This window comes from Streptomyces hundungensis (genome assembly GCF_003627815.1).
Classification (GTDB): domain Bacteria; phylum Actinomycetota; class Actinomycetes; order Streptomycetales; family Streptomycetaceae; genus Streptomyces; species Streptomyces hundungensis_A.
Genome location: NZ_CP032698.1, coordinates 6,253,583 through 6,272,808, shown reverse-complemented (window position 1 = coordinate 6,272,808; position 19,226 = coordinate 6,253,583). Strand labels below are relative to the sequence as shown.

At 71.9% G+C, this 19,226-nt stretch carries 18 protein-coding genes; 6 read left to right on the top strand and 12 right to left on the bottom strand.

Annotated elements, in window-relative coordinates; translation table 11 throughout:
- The first annotated feature begins 149 nt into the window (after positions 1 to 149).
- From DWB77_RS27805 to DWB77_RS27795, 3 genes are all read left to right on the top strand, one after another.
- Complete coding sequence (locus tag DWB77_RS27805) at positions 150 to 2,141, top strand: N-acetylmuramoyl-L-alanine amidase (RefSeq protein ID WP_246033662.1); 1,992 nt, start codon at positions 150 to 152, stop codon at positions 2,139 to 2,141.
- A gap of 53 nt (positions 2,142 to 2,194) precedes the next feature.
- Positions 2,195 to 2,251 carry a trp operon leader peptide gene (locus DWB77_RS39650; protein ID WP_078516689.1) on the top strand — a complete coding sequence of 19 codons (57 nt, stop codon included), beginning with the start codon at positions 2,195 to 2,197 and terminating at the stop codon, positions 2,249 to 2,251.
- A 103-nt stretch (positions 2,252 to 2,354) separates the two neighbouring features.
- Positions 2,355 to 4,205: an anthranilate synthase family protein gene (locus DWB77_RS27795; RefSeq protein ID WP_120724175.1), complete on the top strand. Its 1,851-nt coding sequence runs from the start codon at positions 2,355 to 2,357 to the stop codon at positions 4,203 to 4,205.
- Positions 4,206 to 4,228: 23 nt separating this feature from the next.
- Here DWB77_RS27795 and DWB77_RS27790 read toward each other — a convergent pair whose 3' ends face one another.
- The 5 genes from DWB77_RS27790 to DWB77_RS27770 form a co-directional block, all read right to left on the bottom strand.
- A complete protein-coding gene (locus tag DWB77_RS27790; RefSeq protein ID WP_120724173.1) occupies positions 4,229 to 5,227 on the bottom strand; it encodes a 2-hydroxyacid dehydrogenase in 999 nt (332 codons plus the stop codon).
- Positions 5,228 to 5,338: 111 nt separating this feature from the next.
- Positions 5,339 to 6,367: a 6-phosphofructokinase gene (locus tag DWB77_RS27785; RefSeq protein ID WP_120724171.1), complete on the bottom strand. Its 1,029-nt coding sequence runs from the start codon at positions 6,365 to 6,367 to the stop codon at positions 5,339 to 5,341.
- A 141-nt stretch (positions 6,368 to 6,508) separates the two neighbouring features.
- On the bottom strand, positions 6,509 to 7,198 hold the full coding sequence (locus DWB77_RS27780) for a response regulator (RefSeq protein WP_120724169.1): 690 nt from the start codon (positions 7,196 to 7,198) through the stop codon (positions 6,509 to 6,511).
- On the bottom strand, positions 7,195 to 8,400 hold the full coding sequence (gene macS, locus DWB77_RS27775; protein ID WP_120724167.1) for a MacS family sensor histidine kinase: 1,206 nt from the start codon (positions 8,398 to 8,400) through the stop codon (positions 7,195 to 7,197). Before macS ends, DWB77_RS27780 begins: the two co-directional genes overlap by 4 nt.
- A 50-nt stretch (positions 8,401 to 8,450) precedes the next feature.
- Entirely contained in the window at positions 8,451 to 9,230 is a 780-nt protein-coding gene (locus DWB77_RS27770) for a 1-acyl-sn-glycerol-3-phosphate acyltransferase (RefSeq protein WP_120724165.1), read from the bottom strand.
- A 154-nt stretch (positions 9,231 to 9,384) separates the two neighbouring features.
- On the opposite strand from DWB77_RS27770, the gene DWB77_RS27765 reads away from it, so the two are divergent.
- Together DWB77_RS27765 and DWB77_RS27760 are read left to right on the top strand one after the other, a co-directional pair.
- A complete protein-coding gene (locus DWB77_RS27765; RefSeq protein ID WP_120724163.1) occupies positions 9,385 to 10,164 on the top strand; it encodes an alpha/beta hydrolase in 780 nt (259 codons plus the stop codon).
- Positions 10,157 to 10,759 (top strand): hypothetical protein, encoded by a 603-nt coding sequence (locus tag DWB77_RS27760; RefSeq protein WP_120724161.1) that lies wholly within the window; start codon positions 10,157 to 10,159, stop codon positions 10,757 to 10,759. Before DWB77_RS27765 ends, DWB77_RS27760 begins: the two co-directional genes overlap by 8 nt.
- A gap of 326 nt (positions 10,760 to 11,085) precedes the next feature.
- Here the strand turns inward: DWB77_RS27760 and DWB77_RS27755 are convergent.
- The 7 genes from DWB77_RS27755 to DWB77_RS27725 all read right to left on the bottom strand — a co-directional run bounded on the left by DWB77_RS27755 (position 11,086) and on the right by DWB77_RS27725 (position 17,151).
- Positions 11,086 to 11,894, bottom strand: a protein-coding gene (locus tag DWB77_RS27755; protein ID WP_246033784.1) for an IS5 family transposase whose coding sequence is annotated in 2 segments (ribosomal slippage) — positions 11,086 to 11,546 and positions 11,546 to 11,894 — 810 coding nt in all. Because the reading frame shifts where the segments join, the coding sequence is not laid out codon by codon here.
- Between the two features lie 293 nt (positions 11,895 to 12,187).
- Complete coding sequence (locus DWB77_RS27750; RefSeq protein ID WP_120724159.1) at positions 12,188 to 12,937, bottom strand: endonuclease/exonuclease/phosphatase family protein; 750 nt, start codon at positions 12,935 to 12,937, stop codon at positions 12,188 to 12,190.
- 84 nt (positions 12,938 to 13,021) lie between these two features.
- On the bottom strand, positions 13,022 to 13,975 hold the full coding sequence (locus DWB77_RS27745) for an ROK family glucokinase (protein WP_120724158.1): 954 nt from the start codon (positions 13,973 to 13,975) through the stop codon (positions 13,022 to 13,024).
- A gap of 129 nt (positions 13,976 to 14,104) precedes the next feature.
- A complete protein-coding gene (locus tag DWB77_RS27740) occupies positions 14,105 to 14,581 on the bottom strand; it encodes a DUF5304 domain-containing protein (RefSeq protein WP_120724157.1) in 477 nt (158 codons plus the stop codon).
- Positions 14,582 to 14,650: 69 nt separating this feature from the next.
- Positions 14,651 to 15,781, bottom strand: coding sequence for an ArsA family ATPase (locus DWB77_RS27735; RefSeq protein ID WP_120724156.1), 1,131 nt, complete (start codon positions 15,779 to 15,781; stop codon positions 14,651 to 14,653).
- A 2-nt stretch (positions 15,782 to 15,783) separates the two neighbouring features.
- Positions 15,784 to 16,263 (bottom strand): SRPBCC family protein, encoded by a 480-nt coding sequence (locus DWB77_RS27730; protein ID WP_120724155.1) that lies wholly within the window; start codon positions 16,261 to 16,263, stop codon positions 15,784 to 15,786.
- A 126-nt stretch (positions 16,264 to 16,389) separates the two neighbouring features.
- The gene (locus DWB77_RS27725) at positions 16,390 to 17,151 is read right to left on the bottom strand and encodes a metallophosphoesterase family protein (RefSeq protein ID WP_120724154.1); all 762 of its coding nucleotides are present in this window, start codon (positions 17,149 to 17,151) and stop codon (positions 16,390 to 16,392) included.
- A 275-nt stretch (positions 17,152 to 17,426) separates the two neighbouring features.
- Here DWB77_RS27725 and DWB77_RS27720 point away from each other — a divergent pair, with 275 nt between their 5' ends.
- Entirely contained in the window at positions 17,427 to 19,223 is a 1,797-nt protein-coding gene (locus tag DWB77_RS27720; protein WP_120724153.1) for an AMP-dependent synthetase/ligase, read from the top strand.
- Positions 19,224 to 19,226 lie beyond the last annotated feature (3 nt).

The following is a 19,226-nucleotide window of genomic DNA, read 5'->3' as shown; positions in this document are numbered from 1 at the left end:
GGCGACCACCAAATGAGACACCGCTCACGCGTCCGTGACCGAAAGGGCAGTCCTGCCGTCCCGGAGGTCCTCAGCCGCACCTGTTCATGATCATCCCCGGTAATCTCACCGCCGTCATGCAATCCGGACAAAGGTGACCAGGGGTGGGCGTGAGCCGAAGCAGGGTCGGAATCCAGCGAATACACACGAACAGGAAGCTGCTGGGGTACGGGCTGGCCGGGGCGCTGGCCCTCACGGCGCTCGGTCCCCAGGCGCTCGCCGCGCCGGGCGTGGCCACCCGCGACAACGGGTCGGCCCCCTCGGCCCGACAGGCCCAATTCGCCCGCGCAGCCGAGGAGTTCAAGGTTCCGCAGAGCGTTCTGATGGCGGTCTCCTACCGTCAGACGCGCTGGGAGGACCACGACGGGCGGCCCAGCACCTCGGGCGCGTACAACGTCATGGGCCTGACCCGGGTCCTGCCCGGCGATGTGGTGCGGCCCGGCGCCCAGGAGCGGCTCGCCCATCTCGATCTGAGCGGCGACCCGGCCGCCATGAAGAGGTTCGACGCCCGGCGGGCGCCGCTCGCCACGCCCTCCGCCTCCGTCGACACCGACGACCCGCGTCTGCACACCCTGGACGAGGCCGCGCGGCTGATCGGCAAGCCGGTGGACGCGGTCCGCGACGACGCCGGGCAGAGCATCCTGGCGGGCGCCGCCCTGCTCGCCCGCTACCAGCGCGCGGCCACCGGCACGCTGCCGGCCGACCCCGGCGCCTGGTACCCGGCGGTGGCGCGCTACAGCCAGGCGCCCGACGCCCGGGGCGCCGATGCCTTCGCCGAGCGCGTCTTCGACTCGGTACGCACCGGCGAACGCCGGGTCACCGAGGACGGCCAGTCCCTCGCGCTGCCCGCCGACCCCGGGGTGAAGCCGGCCGCGCCCGCCACCACGCCCTCGGCCCAGTCGGCGGCCCCGGAGTGCCCGGCCGGACTCAACTGCGACGTGAAGCCCGCCGACCCGAACAACTACAACGTGGCGAATCGGCCCGAAGGCGGCTTCGCCATCCGCCAGATCGTGCTCCACGACACCGAGGCCTCCTACGACAGCACGATCAAGACCTTCCAGGACCCCAAGAGCTCCGCCAGCACGCACTACGTCGTCAAGGACGACGGCAGTCTGGTCACCCAGGTGGTGGCCACCAAGGACGAGGCGTACCACGCGGGCAACAAGTCGGTGAACATGCACGCGCTCGGCGTCGAGCACGTGGGCTTCGCGATGAAGCAGGGCAGCTGGTACGGCGAGCCGCTCTACGACGCGTCCGCCCGGCTCGTGTCGTACCTGGCCGACCGGTTCTCCATCCCGCTGGACCGCGAGCACATCCTCGGCCACGACGAGGTGCCGGGCCCGCTCGACGGCTATGTGGCCGGGCAGCACTGGGACCCGGGCCCGTTCTGGGACTGGAACCACTACATGACGCTGCTGGGCTCCCGCGACTGCACGGGCCGGGGGATGCCCGAGGCCGGGCAGGTCGTGAAGGTCGTCCCGTCGTTCACGCCCCGCACGACGACGTACTACGACCCGGCCACCAAGGTCCGCACCACCTTCGACCAGCCCGTCAACTTCACGTATCTGTACGCCGCCCCGTCCACCGACGCCGCCCCGCTCGCCGACCCCTACCTGGGGACGCAGATCGCGACCGAGGGCCCGAACTGGGCCAACAAGCTCGTCGCGGGCGGCCGCTATGTCGTCGCGGACCGGCAGGGCGAGTGGACGGCCGTCTGGTACGGCGGACAGAAGGCCTGGTTCCACAACCCGGGCGGCCGCTTCACCTCCCGCGTGCCGGACTCGTCGGCCCCGGTCGTCCTGAAGGCCAAGGGCTCCGACACGGTCCAGGTGTACGGGCGCTCCTACCCCGAGGACGCGGCCTACGCGGGCACCGGGGTGCCGGTGCAGGGCAACAACTCCGCGCCCCTGACCAAGTACGCCATCCCGGCCGGCCAGGCCTATGTGGCCGCGGGCGGCCCGGTCGCGGGTGACTACTACTACGGCGGGACCACGCTCGGCACCCTGGTCAAGGGGGCCCAGAGCTTCTACCCGATCCGGTACAACCACCGGATCGCCTGGGTGCGGGCCGCCGACGTCCAGCAGATCAGCCCGGCCGGCTAGGCCCCTGCCGACGGCGCCGCCACCCGGTGGCGCCGTCGGGTAGAGTGCCCGCCATGTTCGCGCACTCGACCCAGAACTGGTGGTGGACCGCTCATCCGGCGGCCCGCTGATCTCTGCGCGTACACAGACTCGCGAAGGCCGCCCCGAGGGGCGGCCTTCCGCGTTTTCCCGGGGCCGTTCCTCCCTCGCACCACCGGAAGGAACCCCCAACTCATGTTCATCCAGAGGCTGTTGGACGAGAACTGCCCGCCGTTCGCGCTGCTGCGCCGGCGCACCCCGGGCCACGACCACGACACCGTCGAGCTGTTGATCGGCGAGGTCCACGAGGTGGAGCGCCTCGCCGACCTGCCCGTCGGGGACCGGCCCGCGCTCGCCCTGGTGCCGTTCCGGCAGATCAGGGAGCGCGGTTTCGACGTCCGCGACGACAAGACCCCGCTCGCGGTGCTGGTCGCCGACGAACGGCACGAGCTGCCGCTCGCCGACGCGCTCGCCGAGCTGCCCGCACACGAGGTGCGGGTCGAGGGCGGCGGCTTCGACGTCGGCGACGAGGAGTACGCGGGGATCGTACGGCGGGTGATCGACGACGAGATCGGCCGCGGCGAGGGCGCCAACTTCGTCATCCGGCGCACCTTCACCGGCGAGATCCCCGGCTTCGGCCGGGCCGACGCGCTCGCCCTGTTCCGCCGGCTCCTCGCGGGCGAGCGGGGCGCGTACTGGACGTATGTGGTGCGTACCGGTGACCGCACCCTGGTGGGGGCGAGTCCCGAGGTGCATGTGCGGATGTCCGGCGGCACGGTCGTCATGAACCCGATCAGCGGGACCTACCGCTACCCGGCCTCCGGCCCCACCCCCGAGGACCTGCTCGGCTTCCTCGCCGACCCCAAGGAGACCGACGAGCTGTCGATGGTCGTCGACGAGGAACTCAAGATGATGTGCACCGTCGGCGACATGGGCGGCGTGGTGATCGGCCCCCGCCTCAAGGAGATGGCCCATCTCGCCCACACCGAGTACGAGTTGAGGGGACGCTCCTCCCTGGACGTGCGCGAGGTCCTGAAGGAGACGATGTTCGCGGCGACGGTCACCGGCTCGCCCGTGCAGAACGCCTGCCGTGTCATCGAACGGTACGAGGACGGCGGGCGCGGCTACTACGCGGGCGCGCTCGCCCTGCTCGGCCGGGACGCGGGCGGCGCCCAGACGCTCGACTCCCCGATCCTGATCCGCACCGCGGACATCTCCCCCGAGGGGCACCTCAGGGTTCCGGTCGGCGCCACCCTCGTGCGCCACTCCGACCCGGCGGGCGAGGTCGCCGAGACCCATGCGAAGGCCGCCGGTGTCCTCGCGGCGCTCGGTGTGCGGCCCGGCCGCCCGGCCACCGACGCGGTACGCCCCCGGCTCGCCGACGACCCCCGGGTGCGGGCCGCCCTGGACGCCCGGCGGGCCGACCTCGCGCCGTTCTGGCTGCGGATGCGGGAGCGGCCGGCCGCGCCGAGCGGTTCGGCGCTCGTGGTGGACGCGGAGGACACGTTCACGGCGATGCTCGCGCATGTGCTGCGCTCGGCGGGCCTCGACGTCTCGGTGCTGCGCCACGACACCCCCGGGCTGCGGGAGCGGGCGCTCGCCCATCGGGGCCCGGTGGTCCTCGGCCCGGGACCCGGCGACCCCTCGGACGCGGCCGACCCGAAGATGGCGCTGCTGCGTCCGCTGGCCGCGGAGTTGCTGGGCTCGCACCGGCACGGGCTGCTCGGCGTGTGCCTGGGCCATGAGCTGATCGCCGCCGAGCTCGGCCTGGACATCGTGCGCAAGCGGGAGCCCCACCAGGGCGCGCAGCTGCGGATCGACCTGTTCGGGCAGGCCGAGACGGTCGGGTTCTACAACAGCTTCGCGGCGCGGTACGAGGGCGAGCTGCCCGGCGTGGAGATCGCGCGGGACCCGGTGACGCACGAGGTGCACGCGCTGCGCGGCCCCGGCTACGCGGGCGTCCAGTTCCACCCGGAGTCGGTACTGACCCTGCGCGGACCCGAGCTCGTCCACGAACTCCTCGCGGGGGTGGCGGCGGCGCGCTGAACCCGCGCCGCCTCACCGCCGCCTCACCAGGGGGCGGGGACCAGCACGTTCTCGGTGTGACGGCCTTCGACGTAGGCCGTCACGTTCTCAGCCGTGGCCGCGACGATCTGGCCCACCGCCTCCTGGGTGAAGTACGCCTGGTGCGAGGTGACCACCACGTTGGGGAAGGTCACGAGCCGGGCCAGCGTGTCGTCCTCGACGGCCTCCAGGGACTTGTCGAGGAAGAACAGGCCCGCCTCGGCCTCGTACACGTCCAGGCCCACCCCGGCGAAGCGGCCCTTGCGCAACTCGCCCACCAGCGCGTCGGTGTCGATGAGACCGCCGCGGCTGGAGTTGACCAGGATCGCGTCGTCCTTCATCGAGGCGAGTTCCGCGCGCCCCACGATGTGCTGGGTGGAGGGCAGCAGCGGCACATGCAGGCTGATCACGTCGGCGCGTGCGAAGAGTTCGTCCTTGTCGACGTAGTTCATGCCGAGCTCGACGCAGGACGGGTTGTGGGCCACGTCCCAGCCGAGCAGGTACATGCCGAAGCCGTGCGCGATCCGGGTGAACGCCTCGCCGATCTTCCCGGTGCCGAGCACCCCGACGGTGCGGCCCCGAAGGTCGCGCCCGAGCAGCCCGTCGAGGCGGAAGTCGAAGTCGCGGGTGCGGTTGGAGGCCCGCACGATGCGCCGGTTGACGGCCATCGCCAGGGTCCAGGCGAATTCGGCGACCGAGTACGGGGAGTAGCTGGAGACCCGCGCGATGGTGAGGCCGAGGCGGGCGGCCGTCTCCAGGTCGATGTTGTTGAAGCCGGTGGAGCGCTGGGCGATCATCCGCGTGCCGCCCGCGGCGAGGCTCTGGAGCACGCGGGCGTCCAGACGGGCGTTGACGCTGGTGGAGATCGCCTCGTACCCGGCGGCGATCGGGGCGGTGTCCTCGCTGAGGAAGACGTCCAGGCAGCGCACCGGGTGGCGGCCCGCGAAGGCGCGCTCGATCAGCGGCTTCTCGTCGGCCTGCACGCCGAACGCGAGGATGTCCACGACTCTCCCTGAAGGGGCGAAGGGGCGCTTTCCCACCCCATCGACCGTGGTGAGGGCTATGGGCCGGATAGCGCGAATATACGGCCCACAGCCTCGCCCCGCCCGGCCGGATCAGCCGAAGAAGACACCCACCTCGGCGTAGAGCGCGGGGTCGACGGTCTTCAGCTTGGCGGTCGCCTCCGAGATCGGCACCCGCACGATGTCGGTGCCGCGCAGCGCGACCATCGTGCCGAAGGCGCCGTCGCGCACCGCCTCGATGGCGTGCAGTCCGAAGCGGGTCGCCAGCCACCGGTCGAACGCGCTCGGGGTGCCGCCGCGCTGCACATGGCCGAGGACGGTGGTCCTGGCCTCCTTGCCGGTGCGCTTCTCGATCTCCTTGGCGAGCCATTCGCCGACGCCGGAGAGGCGTACGTGCCCGAAGGAGTCGAGGGTGCCGTCCTTGAGGATCATCTCGCCGTCCTTGGGCATGGCGCCCTCGGCGATGCAGACGATCGGGGCGTAGGAGGCCTTGAAGCGGGAGGTGACCCACGCGCAGACCTGGTCGACGTCGAAGCGCTGCTCGGGGATGAGGATGACGTTGGCGCCGCCGGCCAGACCGGAGTGCAGCGCGATCCAGCCCGCGTGCCGCCCCATGACCTCGACGACGAGGACCCGCATGTGGGACTCGGCCGTGGTGTGCAGCCGGTCGATGGCCTCCGTCGCGATGCCGACGGCGGTGTTGAACCCGAAGGTGTAGTCGGTGGCGGACAGGTCGTTGTCGATCGTCTTGGGGACGCCGACGCAGGGGATGCCGTACTCGTCGCTGAGGCGGGCCGCGACACCCAGGGTGTCCTCGCCGCCGATCGCGATCACGGCGTCGATCTCGTACTTGGTGAGGTTCTCCTTGATGCGGCGGACCCCGTTCTCCGCCTTGAGGGGGTTGGTGCGCGAGGAGCCGAGGATGGTGCCGCCGCGCGGCAGGATGCCGCGCACCGCCGGGATGTCCAGCTTCACGGTGGCGCCCTCCAGGGGCCCGCGCCAGCCGTCCTTGAACCCGGTGAACTCGTATCCGTACTCCTGCACACCCTTGCGGACGATGCCCCGGATGACGGCGTTGAGCCCGGGGCAGTCACCGCCTCCGGTCAGTACTCCGACCCGCATGGAATGGTCCCTTCACCTGGGAGTGACGTACGCCGTCCACGCTAGTGGTGACGTACGTCACTCCGGGATGGGGCGGAAGGTCAATTCCCTTGATCGGTACGGGAGTTGACGAACCGTCGATCACTCGTACGGGGGATGCGCTCAGGCGTCGTCGAGACCGGCCTCGATCGCGTACCGCACCAGCTCCACCCTGTTGTGCAACTGGAGCTTGCCCAGGGTGTTCTGGACGTGGTTCTGCACGGTGCGGTGCGAGATGACCAGGCGCTCGGCTATCTGCTTGTAGCTCAGGCCCTTGGCGACCAGGCGCAGCACCTCGGTCTCGCGCTCGGTGAGCCGGGGCGCGTTCGGTTCGTCGGCGGCCGCGGGTGCGGGATCGCGGGCGAGCCTGCGGTACTCCCCGAGGACGAGGCCGGCCAGGCCGGGGGTGAACACCGGGTCGCCGACGGCCGTGCGGCGCACCGCGTCGATCAGCTCCTCGGTGCTGGCCGACTTGAGGAGATAGCCGAGCGCGCCCGACTTGACCGCCTCCAGCACGTCCGCGTGCTCGCCCGAGGCCGACAGGACCAGCACCCTCAACGCCGGGTTGGCGGCGACCAGTTCCTTGCAGACCTGGGCGCCCGGCATGCCCGGCAGATTGAGGTCGAGGACCAGGACGTCGGGCGCCGCGGCCCGGGCCCGGCGCACCGCCTGGGGGCCGTCACCTGCCGTGGCGACCACCTCGAACCCGGCGGCGGCGAGATCGCGGGCGACCGCGTCGCGCCACATCGGGTGGTCGTCGACCACCATCACCCTCACCGTCGCGTCCGCCCGCGGCGTGTGCTGCTGCGTCATCCGTTCCGTCCTGCCTTCCCCCGTGGGACCTTCAGTTCTACTTCTGTGCCCTGGCCCGGCACGGAGATCAGCTCCGCCGTGCCGCCCAGGTCGCGCAGCCGGCCGCGGATCGAGAGGGCGACGCCCATGCGTCCCTCCCCCTCGGCCTTCTCCAGCCGGCCCGCCGGGATGCCGGGCCCGTCATCCCGTACCGTCACAATCACGTCGTCCCCCCAGTCCTCGACGAGGATCCAGGCCTGGGCCGACTCCCCCGCGTGCATACGCACATTGTCCAGGGCGGCACTGACAGCCGCCGCGAGCTCCCGTGCCGCGGGGGCCGCGAGGAGCACCGGGGCGCCCGGCTCCGCGAAGGAGATCCTCGATCCGGCGTGCCGCGCGAGCAGCGAGCGCAGGTCCACGTCGGCGGGGTCGTCGTCGACCTCCACCGCCCGCACGACGGCGCCGTTGGCGACGTCCTCGGAGGCGCGGGTCGGCGCCACCAGACCGCTGGAGACCAGGGTGCGCAGGGCGACCTCCTGCTCTCCGGCGAGCCGGCCCAGCTCCGCGGCCTCCCCGCCCAGGGCGGTGCCGCGGCGCTGCACCATGGCAAGCACCTGGAGCACGCTGTCGTGGATGTCGCGGGCCAGGCGCTCGCGCTCGCGGGTGGCCGCCTCGATCTCCAGGGCGCGGGCGAGTGTGGCCTCACTGGCCCGGGCCACCTCGACGATGTAGCCGATCGCGATCGAGGCGATCCACACCAGAGCCACGTTGTGGAAGGTGTCCCGGGTGGGGTGGGCGCGCTCCACGATGTTGGCGACGGCCACCAGCGAGGAGGCGAACCCGGCCCAGCGCCAACCGCCCTTGATCGCGTACGCGAGGACCGCCCCGGCCGTCGCTATGGTCGGCAGGGTGGGGCCGTCGACGTGCTGGGCGTCCAGGTCCGCGAGCGGGGTCAGCAGGATGCCGGTCAGCATCACGGCCAGGTCGACGGCGAGGAAGGGTCTGGTGCAGGCGGCCGCGTTCGCCACCCTCGGCAGGGTCGCGAAGGTCCACACGGTGAGCACCGCGAGGTAGCCGATGCCGACCCAGGGCCGTTCGAACTTCTCGTAGCCGCTGGCGAAGATCGCCAGCGCGTACAGCGTGGTGAGCACCCGGTAGCCGGTCAGCGCCCGCCACAGGGGCAGCTCCACCGACATCCGGACGACTCGTTCGCGCTTCGCCATCTCCCCACCCCCTGGCCAACACCCCGGCCGCCGCCCCCGGAGGGACGCGGCTAGTCGCCGGGCCGTTCCGCCCGCTTGGCCTGCTCGATCTCGCGGGCCTTCTCCGCCCGCTCGGCGGCCCTGTGCTCGTCGGCGACGCGCTTGGCCTCGTCGGCGATCTGCCGCTTGGCGGCCGTCGCGTAGATGTCGACGTACTCCTGGCCGGAGAGCTTCATGATCTCGTACATGACCTCGTCGGTCACCGAGCGCAGGATGAACCGGTCGTTCTCCATGCCCTGGTACCGGCTGAAGTCGAGCGGCTTGCCGATCCGGATGCCGGGCCGCATCAGCTTCGGGACGACCTTGCCCGGCGGCTGGATCTTCTCGGTGTCGATCATGGCGACCGGGATGACGGGAGCGCCGGTGGCCAGGGCGACCCTCGGGAGGCCGCCCGGCTTGCCGCGGTAGAGGCGGCCGTCGGGCGAGCGGGTGCCCTCCGGGTAGATGCCGAACAGGCCACCGGCCTTGATGACGTCGATGCCGGCCTTGATCGCCGCGTCGCCGGCCCCTCGGGCGCCGGAGCGGTCCACCGGGAGCTGGCCGACGCCCTTGAAGAAGGCGGCCGTCAGCTTGCCCTTGACCCCCGGGGAGGTGAAGTACTCGGCCTTGGCGATGAACGTCACCTTGCGGTCGAGGACGGCCGGCAGGAAGAAGGAGTCCGAGAAGGAGAGATGGTTGCTCGCGAGGATCGCGGGACCCTCGGCGGGGATGTTCTCCAGGCCCTCCACCCACGGCCTGAAGGCGAGCTTCAGCGAGCCGCCGATGGAGAACTTCATAGCGCCGTAGATCAACTCGGATGCCTTCCTGTGCTTGTCGAACAGACCTTAACCCGTGCCGGACCCGGCCTCCGGCGCGACGGCCCTGGTCGGTGTCGGTCCGGTCGCGTACCGTGAAGTACGACTCCCCCGCACACACCCCGCCCCGCTGATGAACAGGAGACCCCTGGTGCCGGTCCTCCCTGGAGCCGAGCCGTTCCGCCACGAGGGCGGAGAGGTCGGCGTCCTCCTCTGTCACGGTTTCACCGGTTCCCCGCAGTCGCTGCGGCCCTGGGCCGACCACCTCGCCGAGCGCGGCCTCACGGTCTCGCTGCCGCTCCTTCCCGGTCACGGCACCCGCTGGCAGGACATGCAGCTCACGGGCTGGCAGGACTGGTACGCGGAGGTGGACCGCGCCCTGTGCGAGCTCCTGGAGCGCTGCACCCAGGTGTTCGTCTTCGGGCTGTCGATGGGCGGCGCGCTGGCGCTGCGGCTCGCCGCCAAGCACGGGGACGCGGTCAGCGGGCTCGTGCTCGTCAACCCCGGCAACAAGGTGCACGGCGTGGCCGCCCGCGCCCTTCCGGTGGTGCGCCACTTCGTGCCGTCCACCAAGGGCATCGCCAGCGACATCGCGCTGGAGGGCTCCCAGGAGGTCGGCTACGACCGGGTGCCGCTGCACGCGGCGCACTCGCTGCGCACCTTCTTCAGGATCGTCGACGGTGAACTGCCGCAGGTGACCCAGCCGTTGATGGTCCTGCACAGCCCGCAGGACCACGTCGTGCCGCCCGCCGACTCGGCGCGGATCCTCAGCCGGGTCTCCTCCACCGATGTCGAGGAGATCCTGCTGGAACAGAGCTACCACGTGGCGACGTTGGACCACGACGCGGAGCGGATCTTCGAGGAGAGCTACTCGTTCATCGGCCGCCTCGCTCCGAGCCTCGGGAAGAAGGGGAGCACGACCGGTGGCTGAACACGACGCGGACCGCGAGCCGCAGCCGATCGACGAAGAGGCTGCCTGGGCGGCGATCGTGGCGGGGTACGGCGAGGAACCGGCCGACCCGCCCGGCACCAGACCCTTCAGATCCGTGGAGGATCTCGCCCTGATCGAGGACGAGACGGCCGAGGAGGGCGAAGGGCCCGACCCGGCGGTCAAGACGAAGGGACCCGGCAAGGGCCTGGACAAGCCCGCTCTCGGCAGCTCGGTGGTGTTCGCGCCGGGGGTCGGCGGGCCCCGGGACTTCACGCCGGCGGATCCGGCGGGCGACGGCGCGGGCGCCCCGGATCCGTCCGACCCCTCGGACCCCTCGGACCCCTCGGACGAGGGGCACTTCGTACCGCCGGAGCCGCCCCCGCTGCCGGAGGCCGACGCCGCGGCGAAGTTCGCGTGGCTCGGGGTGATCGGCGGGCCGCTCCTGCTGATCCTCGCCGCGATCTTCGGGTGGGACATGACGTGGTGGCTCACCACGCTGGGCGTGGGCGGATTCCTGGGTGGGATCGCGACGTTGTTCGCCCGGATGCAGCCGGACGAGGACGACGACGACCCCGGCCGAGGCGCGGTCGTCTAAACCCGGCTCCGCCCCAGCCCCCCGTCCTCAATCGCCGGCCGGGCTGAGGTGGCCCGCACTGGCCAGCACCGAGCACTTAAGGGGCGCGGGGAACTGCGCGCCCAGCCACGCACGGCCCGCAGCCAAAGCCCCTGGGGCTCCGCCCCAGACCCCGTTCGCGCCTAAAGGGCGCTCGTCCTCAAACGCCGGACGGGCTGAACATGCTCATGCGGGCCAGCACCGATCCTGCCAGGGGCGCGGGGAACTGCGCGACCAGCCACGCACGGCTCGCGGCCCAAGACCCTGGGGCTCCGCCCCAGACCCCGTATCGCGCCTAAGAAGTCATCTCATTTGGCGAGTCGGCGGTAGCAGATGAGGGTGCAGGCGATGCTGGTGAAGGCGAGGAAGTGGTCGGCCTTGCGTTCGTAGCGGCGGTGGAGTCGTCGGCAGCCGGCGAGCCAGGCCATGGTGCGTTCCACGGTCCAGCGGTGGCGGCCCAGCCGTTGCGAGGACTCGACTCCCTTGCGGGCGATGCGGTGGGTGATGCCGCGTTCGCGTAACCATTGCCGCAGGTGGGCGTAGTCGTAGCCCTTGTCGGCGTGGAGTTTGCTGGGCTTGCGGCGGCGCGGGCCGCGGCGCGAGCGGATCGGCGGGATGCCCTTCACGAGCGGGATCAGGGCCTGACTGTCGTGCAGGTTGGCCCCGGAGATTCCGACGGATATGGGCAGACCGGACCGTTCGGTGATCAGGTGGATCTTCGAGCCGTACTTGCCCCGGTCGACAGGATTCGGACCCGTCAGGTCCCCCTTTTCAGGGCCCGCATGTTCACCGAGTCGATCGCGCACCTAGACCAGTCCAGTTCGCCGCGGGCGCCGAGTTCGTCGAGGACCAGGCGGTGGAGCTTGGCCCACACTCTGGCCTTCGACCACTCCGAGAACCGCCGGTGGGCGGTCGCTCCGGACGGCCCGAACGACGCCGAAGGCAGCTGCTGCCAGGTACAACCCGACGTGGCCACGAAGACAATCGCGGCCAGCACCTCCCGGTCCCCGTGCCGACGCCGACCACCGCCCTGCGGCCTCGACGGCGCCTCCGGCACCACCCGCTGGAACAACTCCCACAACTCGTCCGGCACCAGACGCTCAACGATCCCCACCATGACTCACAGAATACCGAGTCGCCCAAATGAGATGGCTTCTAAAGGGCGCTCGTCCTCAATCGCCGGACGGGCTGAGGTCCTGGCCAGCACCGAGTAGTTAAGGGGCGCGGGGAACTGCGCGACCAGCCACCTGCGGCCCGCAGCCGAAAGCGGGTTTTTGGGGGCGCGGGGAACTGCGCGACCAGCCACCTGGGGGCCGCAGACGGAAACGGGTTTTTGGGGGCGCGGGGAACTGCGCGAACGGCCGCGGCGGCCCGGGCCTGGGGCGGGCCAGCGCCGCGGGGCGGACCCGGTCAGGCCCCGGGGACGCGGAGGGCGGCCAGCACCGGCAGGTGGTCCGTGGCCGTGCGCAGGTCGGCCGGGGCCGCGAGGCCCAACGGGACGCCGCAGCCCAGGACTTCGACCCCCGCCGTCGCGAAGATCGCGTCGATGCGCTGATGGGGATCGGCCGGCGTGGAGGTGAACTCCCCACCCCACGGCGCCACTTCCCAGCAGTCCTGGAGCGCCCCGGCGAGCCGCCGGAAGCCGCGTCCGTCGGGCCGTTCGTTCAGGTCGCCGCCCGCGATCGCATGGTCCACCCCCATCCCGGCGAGCCGGTCGAGCAGCGCCCCCGTCTGCTCGTACCGTTCGGCTTCCTGGAGGCTGAGGTGGGCGCTCAGCACGCCGATCCTGGCCCCGCCGATCCGTACCACCGCGGTGGCGAAACCGCGCCGGTGCAGGCCGGGGGTGAGCGGGAGCAGCACGTCCTCGGTTTGTTCGACGGTGGCCCGCAGCGAGCACAGCAGCATCGGGCCCGCCGCCGTGGCCCCGCCCCCCAGGATCACCAGATCGGTCGCCGCCGCGAGGCGCGCCGCGGCCTTGCGCCAGCGGAAGAAGCGGGGCGCCTCCTGGATCAGGACGAGATCCGGCGCGCAGGCGCGGATCACCCGGGCCAGCGCCGCGTTGTCGTCGCGCATCGAGCGGATGTTGTAGCTGAGGACACGGATCACGGCCGAGCCGCTCTCCGTCGCGGACGCGGGCAGCCCGCCGTCGGGGGTGGTCATGGTCCCCAACGTATGACAGCGCCCGCCGGTCCGGGGTGGACTCGGCGGGCGCCGTCGGTGGTACGGGTCCTGCGGGTACGGCTCCTACATGATGGGGTCGGGCTGGCGCGCGAGGTCGGCCGCGCCGACCAGGCCGGCCTTGTTGCCGAGCTGGGCCGCGATCACATCGGCGACCGGGCGCCAGTTCCCGCCGACCAGCCAGCGCTTGTAGGACTTGCGGATGGGGTCGAGCACCAGCTCGCCCTCGTCCGAGAGCCCCCCGCCGACGATGAACGCGGACGGGTCGAAGAGCGAGGCCAGGTCGGCCAGGCCCGCGCCCGCCCAGCGCGCCAGCTCGCGGTAGGAGTCGACCGCCACCGGGTCGCCCTGGCGGGCGGCCATCGAGATGTGCTTGCCCTCGATCCCCTCGGGGGTGCCGTCGCCGAGCCCGAGCAGGAACTCGGCGCGCTCGGGCGTGGCGTTGGCGCGCTGCTTGGCGTAGCGCACCAGGGCGCGGCCTGAGGCGTACTGCTCCCAGCAGCCCTGGCTGCCGCAGCCGCACAGCAGGCCGTCCGGCACCATCCGGATGTGGCCGAACTCGGCGGCCACGCCGAAGTGGCCGCGGCGCAGCTTGTTGCCGATGATGATGCCGCCGCCGAGGCCGGTGCCGAGCGTGATGCAGATGACGTTGCGGTGGCCCTTGCCGGCGCCGAAGCGGTACTCGCCCCAGGCGGCCGCGTTGGCGTCGTTCTCGACGACGACCGGAAGGCCGACGCGCAGCTCGACCTTCTCCTTCAGCGGTTCCTGACGCCAGTCGATGTTGGGCGCGAAGTAGACGGTGGACCGCTGACGGTTGACGTAACCGGCGGCCCCGATGCCCACGCCCACGATCTCGTGTCCGACGCGCGCGCCGTCGACGGCCGAGGCGATCGCGTCCACGATGGCATCGGGCGTGCCGGGAGTCGGCACCTTGTGGGTCGAGAGGATGTTGCCCTCCTCGTCGACCACGCCCGCCGCGATCTTCGTGCCGCCGATATCGACACCGATGGTGAGTCCCATGAATCCCTCAGTTCGGTCGAGCCCCGCTAGGGCCAACCGTACCCGAGCCGGGGCGGCACCCAGCGTGCCGAGCCCGGGTTGGTCCGGGGGGTGGGACGGGGGCGGCGCTCCGTCCGTACCGGTCGGGTCTCAGTCGAGGTCGATGTGCTCGGTGGGGCCGGGGCCCTGGTCGCCGTCGCGGCCGGTGCCGTCGGGGCCGGTGCCCTTGCCGCCCGGGCCCGTGCGGCCGGCGTCGGACGTCCAGCGCTTCTCGTGGCCCTCGACGGCCGAGCGGTAGGCGGCGAGCAGTTCGCCGCCGGCCGCGGCGAGGTGGTCGAAGACCTCGGGGTTGCGCTCGATGACGGGCTCGACGGCGGCCTTCGCCTGGCTGATGAGCTGCTGCACGGCGCCCTGGGCCGCCATGCCGGACAGGCCCGAGGGGCCGTCGAAGAGCCCGGCGAACTTGTCGGTGACGGCGCCCAGCAGCTTGCGCAGCTCCTCGGCGGCGGACCCCGGCTCGGGGCCGTACTGGGCGCGTCGGCGTTCCTGCTCGGCGGCCAGGTCCTCGGCGCAGGCGTCGGCCCAGGCATCCGCGTCGGGGGCGGGGCGCTCGGTGGCTTCGCTCATGGCGGACTCCAGCCGCTGGTTTCCTACGGTGTCGTTTCTCTCGACGTTACCCGAACGGAGGTATCGCGTTCACTGCCCGCGGGGCCACAGCTCGGGATCGGGCGCGAAGCGGATGTCCAGCACGCCGTCGTGCAGCCCGGCTCCGGTGACGGTGCAGCGGCGCAGCGCCGAGGGCAGCGGCACGATCCGCCGGAACGGGCCGACGGTGAGCAGGAGTTCGTCGCCGCGCCGCACCAGCGAGAGCCCGTCCTTGACGGCGCCGGGCAGCGGCAGGCTCCACACCAGGACGTCGTCCTCGGCGAGCCGGTCCCGGACGCTCCAGCGCGGGGGCGGGGGGACGCTCTCGTCGGGTCCGTATGCGGCGTCGAGCAGGTCGAGGTCGTCGTCGCCGCGCGGATCGCGGCCGAGGTGGGCGACCTCGCGGACGGCGGGGAACTCCCCGGCCAGCTCGTCCAGGTGCTTGCGCTGCTGGGCGACGAGCCCGGCGAGCCAGGGGTCGGGGGTCTCGGCGGGCAGCAGCCGGTTGGCGACCACCGCGTCGAGGGCGAGGCCGTGCACGGCGATGCCGAGCCGTGCGGTGCCCAGCGCCTCGGCCGCGGCGGGCCCCGGCTCCGCGACCAGCCGCACGGTGGTGCCCGCGTCCTCGATCACGGCCTGAACGGCGGCCAGTTCACGGTCCCAGCGGGCGGCGGTCTCGTACAGCCACTGCGCGGGCATGGGCACCCCGGCGAGCTGGGCGAGGACCGGGCGCAGCGAGCGGGCGGCCTGGCGCTCGGGCGGCAGGAGCCGGCGCAGATAGCGGCGCAGCTGCTCGGGCAGGGCGAGGGTGGCGAGCGCGCGGTCGGCGGGCGGCAGGTCGACGACGAGCAGGCCGGGTTCGTCGGCCGCCGCCTCGCGCAGGGCGGCGAGCAGGGCGAGCTGTTCGGCGCCGGGGAGTTCGGTGAGTTCCTCGGCGTCCAGGCGGGAGGCGCCGAGCAGGTCGAGGGCGGCGCCCGCGCGGTCCTGGAAGGCGAGGAGTTCGGCGCGGAAGTGGGCCGCCGCGTCGATGCGCCGGACGGTGACCCCGGCGAGTTCGCCGGGCAGCCGGTCCGCGGTCAGCAGGGTGACCCGGGTGCCGCGCCGGGCGGCGGCGCGCGCGGTCGCCGCCGCGACGGTGGTGCGGCCCGCGCCGCCGGGGCCGGTGACCAGGACCGTACGCACGTCTAGAGCTTCTTGGTCCCGTCGGCGGAACCGGCCTCGGCGCCGCCCGAACCGCTTTCGACGCGCTTCTTCAGGCCGGCCAGGGCGCGGTCGATGATGACCTTCTCGGCCTTGCGCTTGATCATGCCGAGCATGGGGATCTTGACGTCGACGGTGAGCCGGTAGGTGACCTCGGTCCGTCCGCCGGGGGCGTCCGCGAGGATGTACGAGCCGTCGAGGGTGCGCAGCATCTGGGACTTGACCAGCGTCCAGCTGACCGTGTTGCCGTTCCAGGTGTAGGCGAGGGTGTGGTCGTCCTTGATGGCGCCCGCGTCCAGCAGCAGCCGCACCTTCTCGGCGTGGCCGGCGGCGTCGGTGGCGAGCACCTCGGCCTCCTTCACCTCGCCGGTCCACTCGGGATAGCGGGCGAAGTCCGCGATCACCCCCATGACGTCGGCGGGGGTTGCCTCGATGGTGATAGACGAGCTGGTGTGTTCCGCCATCGTCGTGGCTCCTCCAGTGCGCGGTCCGGTGGGTCTGGGTCTCCCCCGCCCGGCGGGGCCGTCGTTGATGGGGAGATGTGCGTGCAGGCTATCGCGTGCGGGTCGGCGCCCACTCCAGTGGCCGGATCACCACTGGAGGGCGAAGGGGCGGGAGGTGGCCGCGAAGTGGCCGACGTTCACGCACTCGGTGCGGCCGATCCGCATCCGCCGGGCCAGCGGCTGGTGGACGTGGCCGAAGAGGGAGTAGCGGGGCCGGGTCTTCTCGATCGCCGCGAGCAGGGCGCGCGAGCCGCGTTCGAAGCGGCGGGCGACGGTGTCGTACACGAGCTCGGGGACCTCGGGCGGGATGTGCGAGCAGAGCACGTCGACCTCGCCGAGCGCCTCGACCTTGGCGGCGTACTCCTCGTCGGAGATCTCATGCGGCGTGCGCATGGGCGTGCGCAGCCCGCCGCCGACGAAGCCGAAGACGCGCCCGGCTATCTCCACGCGCTGCCCGTCCAGGACGGTGGTGCCCGGGCCCGCGTACTGCGGCCAGAGGTGCGGCAGGTCGACGTTGCCGTACGTGGCGTACGTCGGGGTGGGGAAGGCGGCGAACAGCTCGGCGTACTGGCGGCGGACCGCGGCCTCGATCGCGGCCTCCCGGTCCAGGCCGGCCCAGAGCGAACGCCCCAGCTCACGGGCCTCCTCGAAGCGCCGGGCGGTGCGCAGGGCGACGATCCGGTCGGCGTTGTCGACGCCGAAGAGGTCGGGGAAGATGCCGCGCGAGTGGTCGGCGTAGTCGAGGAAGAGGACCAGGTCACCGAGGCAGATCAGGGCATCGGCGCCCTCACCCGCCTTGGCCAGGCCCTCGGCGTTCCCGTGCACGTCACTGACCACATGAACTCGCATGCGGATCACCTTAGGCCGTCGGACCTGCGGTTACTTCCGGGTGGTCAAAGGTGTGGACTACTGTGCGCGAAGCAGTGTCAAACATGTGTGACGCACCGAACATCTGGCCAGAACCCCCTATCCGGAACCCACTACCGGTGGGTAACGTCCGGGCAGTCCAGTCGTGCTCGTCAGTTCCGCCCCCCACGGATCCGCCGGGCACCTGCCCGATCTTGGACCGCAGCCGGTGCGTCACACAGAGCCGTGGCACCGGCGCCCGATGAGGAGCAGCAGTCTTGCGCGAGTTCAGCCTTCCGGCCCTGTACGAGGTCCCTTCGGACGGCAACCTGACGGATCTGATCCGCCGCAATGCCGCTCAGCACCCCGATGTCGCGGTGATGGGCCGCAAGATCGCGGGTGCCTGGGCCGATGTCACCGCCCGCCAGTTCCTCGCCGAGGTGCGCGCCGTCGCCAAGGGCCTGATCGCCGCGGGCGTCGAGGCGGGCGACCGCGTCGCCCTGCTCTCGCGCACCCGCTATGAGTGGGTGCTGATCGACTTCGCGATCTGGAGCGCGGGCGCCGTCACCGTGCCGGTGTACGAGACCAGCTCGCCCGAGCAGATCCAGTGGATCCTCGGCGACTCCGCCGCGACGCTCGCCATCGTCGAGTCCCCGGCGCACGAGGCATCGGTGGAGTCGGTCCGGGCCGGGCTGCCCGCCCTCAAGGGCATCTGGCAGGTCGAGGCCGACGCCGTCGCCCGGCTCGCCGCGACCGGCGCGGACGTCCCGGACGCCGTGCTCGACGCCCGGATGTCCTCGGCGCACGCCGACGACCCGGCGACCATCGTCTACACCTCGGGCACCACCGGCCGCCCCAAGGGCTGTGTGCTGACCCACCGTGCGTTCTTCGCCGAGTGCGGCAACGTGGTGGAGCGCCTCAAGCCGCTCTTCCGCACCGGCGAGTGCTCGGTCCTGCTCTTCCTCCCCGTCGCCCATGTCTTCGGCCGGCTGGTCGAGGTGGCCTCGGTGATGGCGCCGATCAAGCTCGGCTGCGTACCGGACATCAAGAACCTCACCGATGAACTCGCCTCGTTCCGGCCGACGTTGATCCTCGGCGTGCCGCGCGTCTTCGAGAAGGTCTACAACTCGGCGCGCGCCAAGGCGCAGGCCGACGGCAAGGGCAAGATCTTCGACAAGGCCGCCGGCACCGCGATCGCCTACAGCAAGGCGCTCAGCACGGACGCCGGGCCGTCCATCGGGCTCAAGCTCAAACACAAGGTCTTCGACAAGCTCGTCTACAGCAAGCTGCGGGCGGTGCTCGGCGGACGCGGCGAGTACGCGATCTCCGGCGGCGCGCCGCTGGGCGAGCGGCTCGGCCACTTCTTCCGCGGCATCGGCTTCACGGTCCTGGAGGGCTACGGCCTCACCGAGTCCTGCGCCGCGACCGCCTTCAACCCGTGGGACCGGCCCAAGATCGGCACGGTCGGTCAGCCGCTGCCGGGTTCGGTGGTCCGGATCGCGGACGACGGCGAGGTGCTGCTCCACGGCGAGCACCTCTTCCAGAGCTACTGGAACAACGAGTCCGCGACCGCCGAGGCGCTGGCGGACGGCTGGTTCCACACCGGTGACATCGGCACCCTCGACGAGGACGGCTACCTCGCGATCACCGGCCGCAAGAAGGAGATCATCGTCACGGCGGGCGGCAAGAACGTCGCCCCCGCCGTCATCGAGGACCGCATCCGCGGGCACGCCCTGGTCGCCGAGTGCATGGTCGTCGGCGACGGGCGGCCCTTCGTGGGCGCGCTCATCACGCTGGACGAGGAGTTCCTCGGGCGCTGGGCGGAGGAACACGGCAAGCCCGTGGGGGCCACGGCGATCTCGCTGCGCGACGACGCGGAGCTCCTCGCGGAGGTGCAGCGGGCGGTGGACGACGGCAACGCAGCGGTCTCCAAGGCGGAGTCGGTACGCAAGTTCCGGATCCTCGGGGCACAGTTCACGGAGGAGGCGGGGCACATCACGCCGTCGCTGAAGCTCAAGCGGAATGTCGTGGCCAAGGATTTCGCGGACGAGATCGAAGCGATCTACACCCCCTAGCCC

Excerpts from the sequence above, each read along its gene's own strand:
- DWB77_RS27795 (WP_120724175.1), top strand. The coding sequence starts at position 2,355 with ATGTTCATCCAGAGGCTGTTGGACGAGAACTGCCCGCCGTTCGCGCTG.
- DWB77_RS27785 (WP_120724171.1), bottom strand. The coding sequence starts at position 6,367 with ATGCGGGTCGGAGTACTGACCGGAGGCGGTGACTGCCCCGGGCTCAAC.
- DWB77_RS27780 (WP_120724169.1), bottom strand. The coding sequence starts at position 7,198 with ATGACGCAGCAGCACACGCCGCGGGCGGACGCGACGGTGAGGGTGATG.
- macS (WP_120724167.1), bottom strand. The coding sequence starts at position 8,400 with ATGGCGAAGCGCGAACGAGTCGTCCGGATGTCGGTGGAGCTGCCCCTG.
- DWB77_RS27750 (WP_120724159.1), bottom strand. The coding sequence starts at position 12,937 with ATGACCACCCCCGACGGCGGGCTGCCCGCGTCCGCGACGGAGAGCGGC.
- DWB77_RS27745 (WP_120724158.1), bottom strand. The coding sequence starts at position 13,975 with ATGGGACTCACCATCGGTGTCGATATCGGCGGCACGAAGATCGCGGCG.
- DWB77_RS27740 (WP_120724157.1), bottom strand. The coding sequence starts at position 14,581 with ATGAGCGAAGCCACCGAGCGCCCCGCCCCCGACGCGGATGCCTGGGCC.
- DWB77_RS27730 (WP_120724155.1), bottom strand. The coding sequence starts at position 16,263 with ATGGCGGAACACACCAGCTCGTCTATCACCATCGAGGCAACCCCCGCC.
- DWB77_RS27725 (WP_120724154.1), bottom strand. The coding sequence starts at position 17,151 with ATGCGAGTTCATGTGGTCAGTGACGTGCACGGGAACGCCGAGGGCCTG.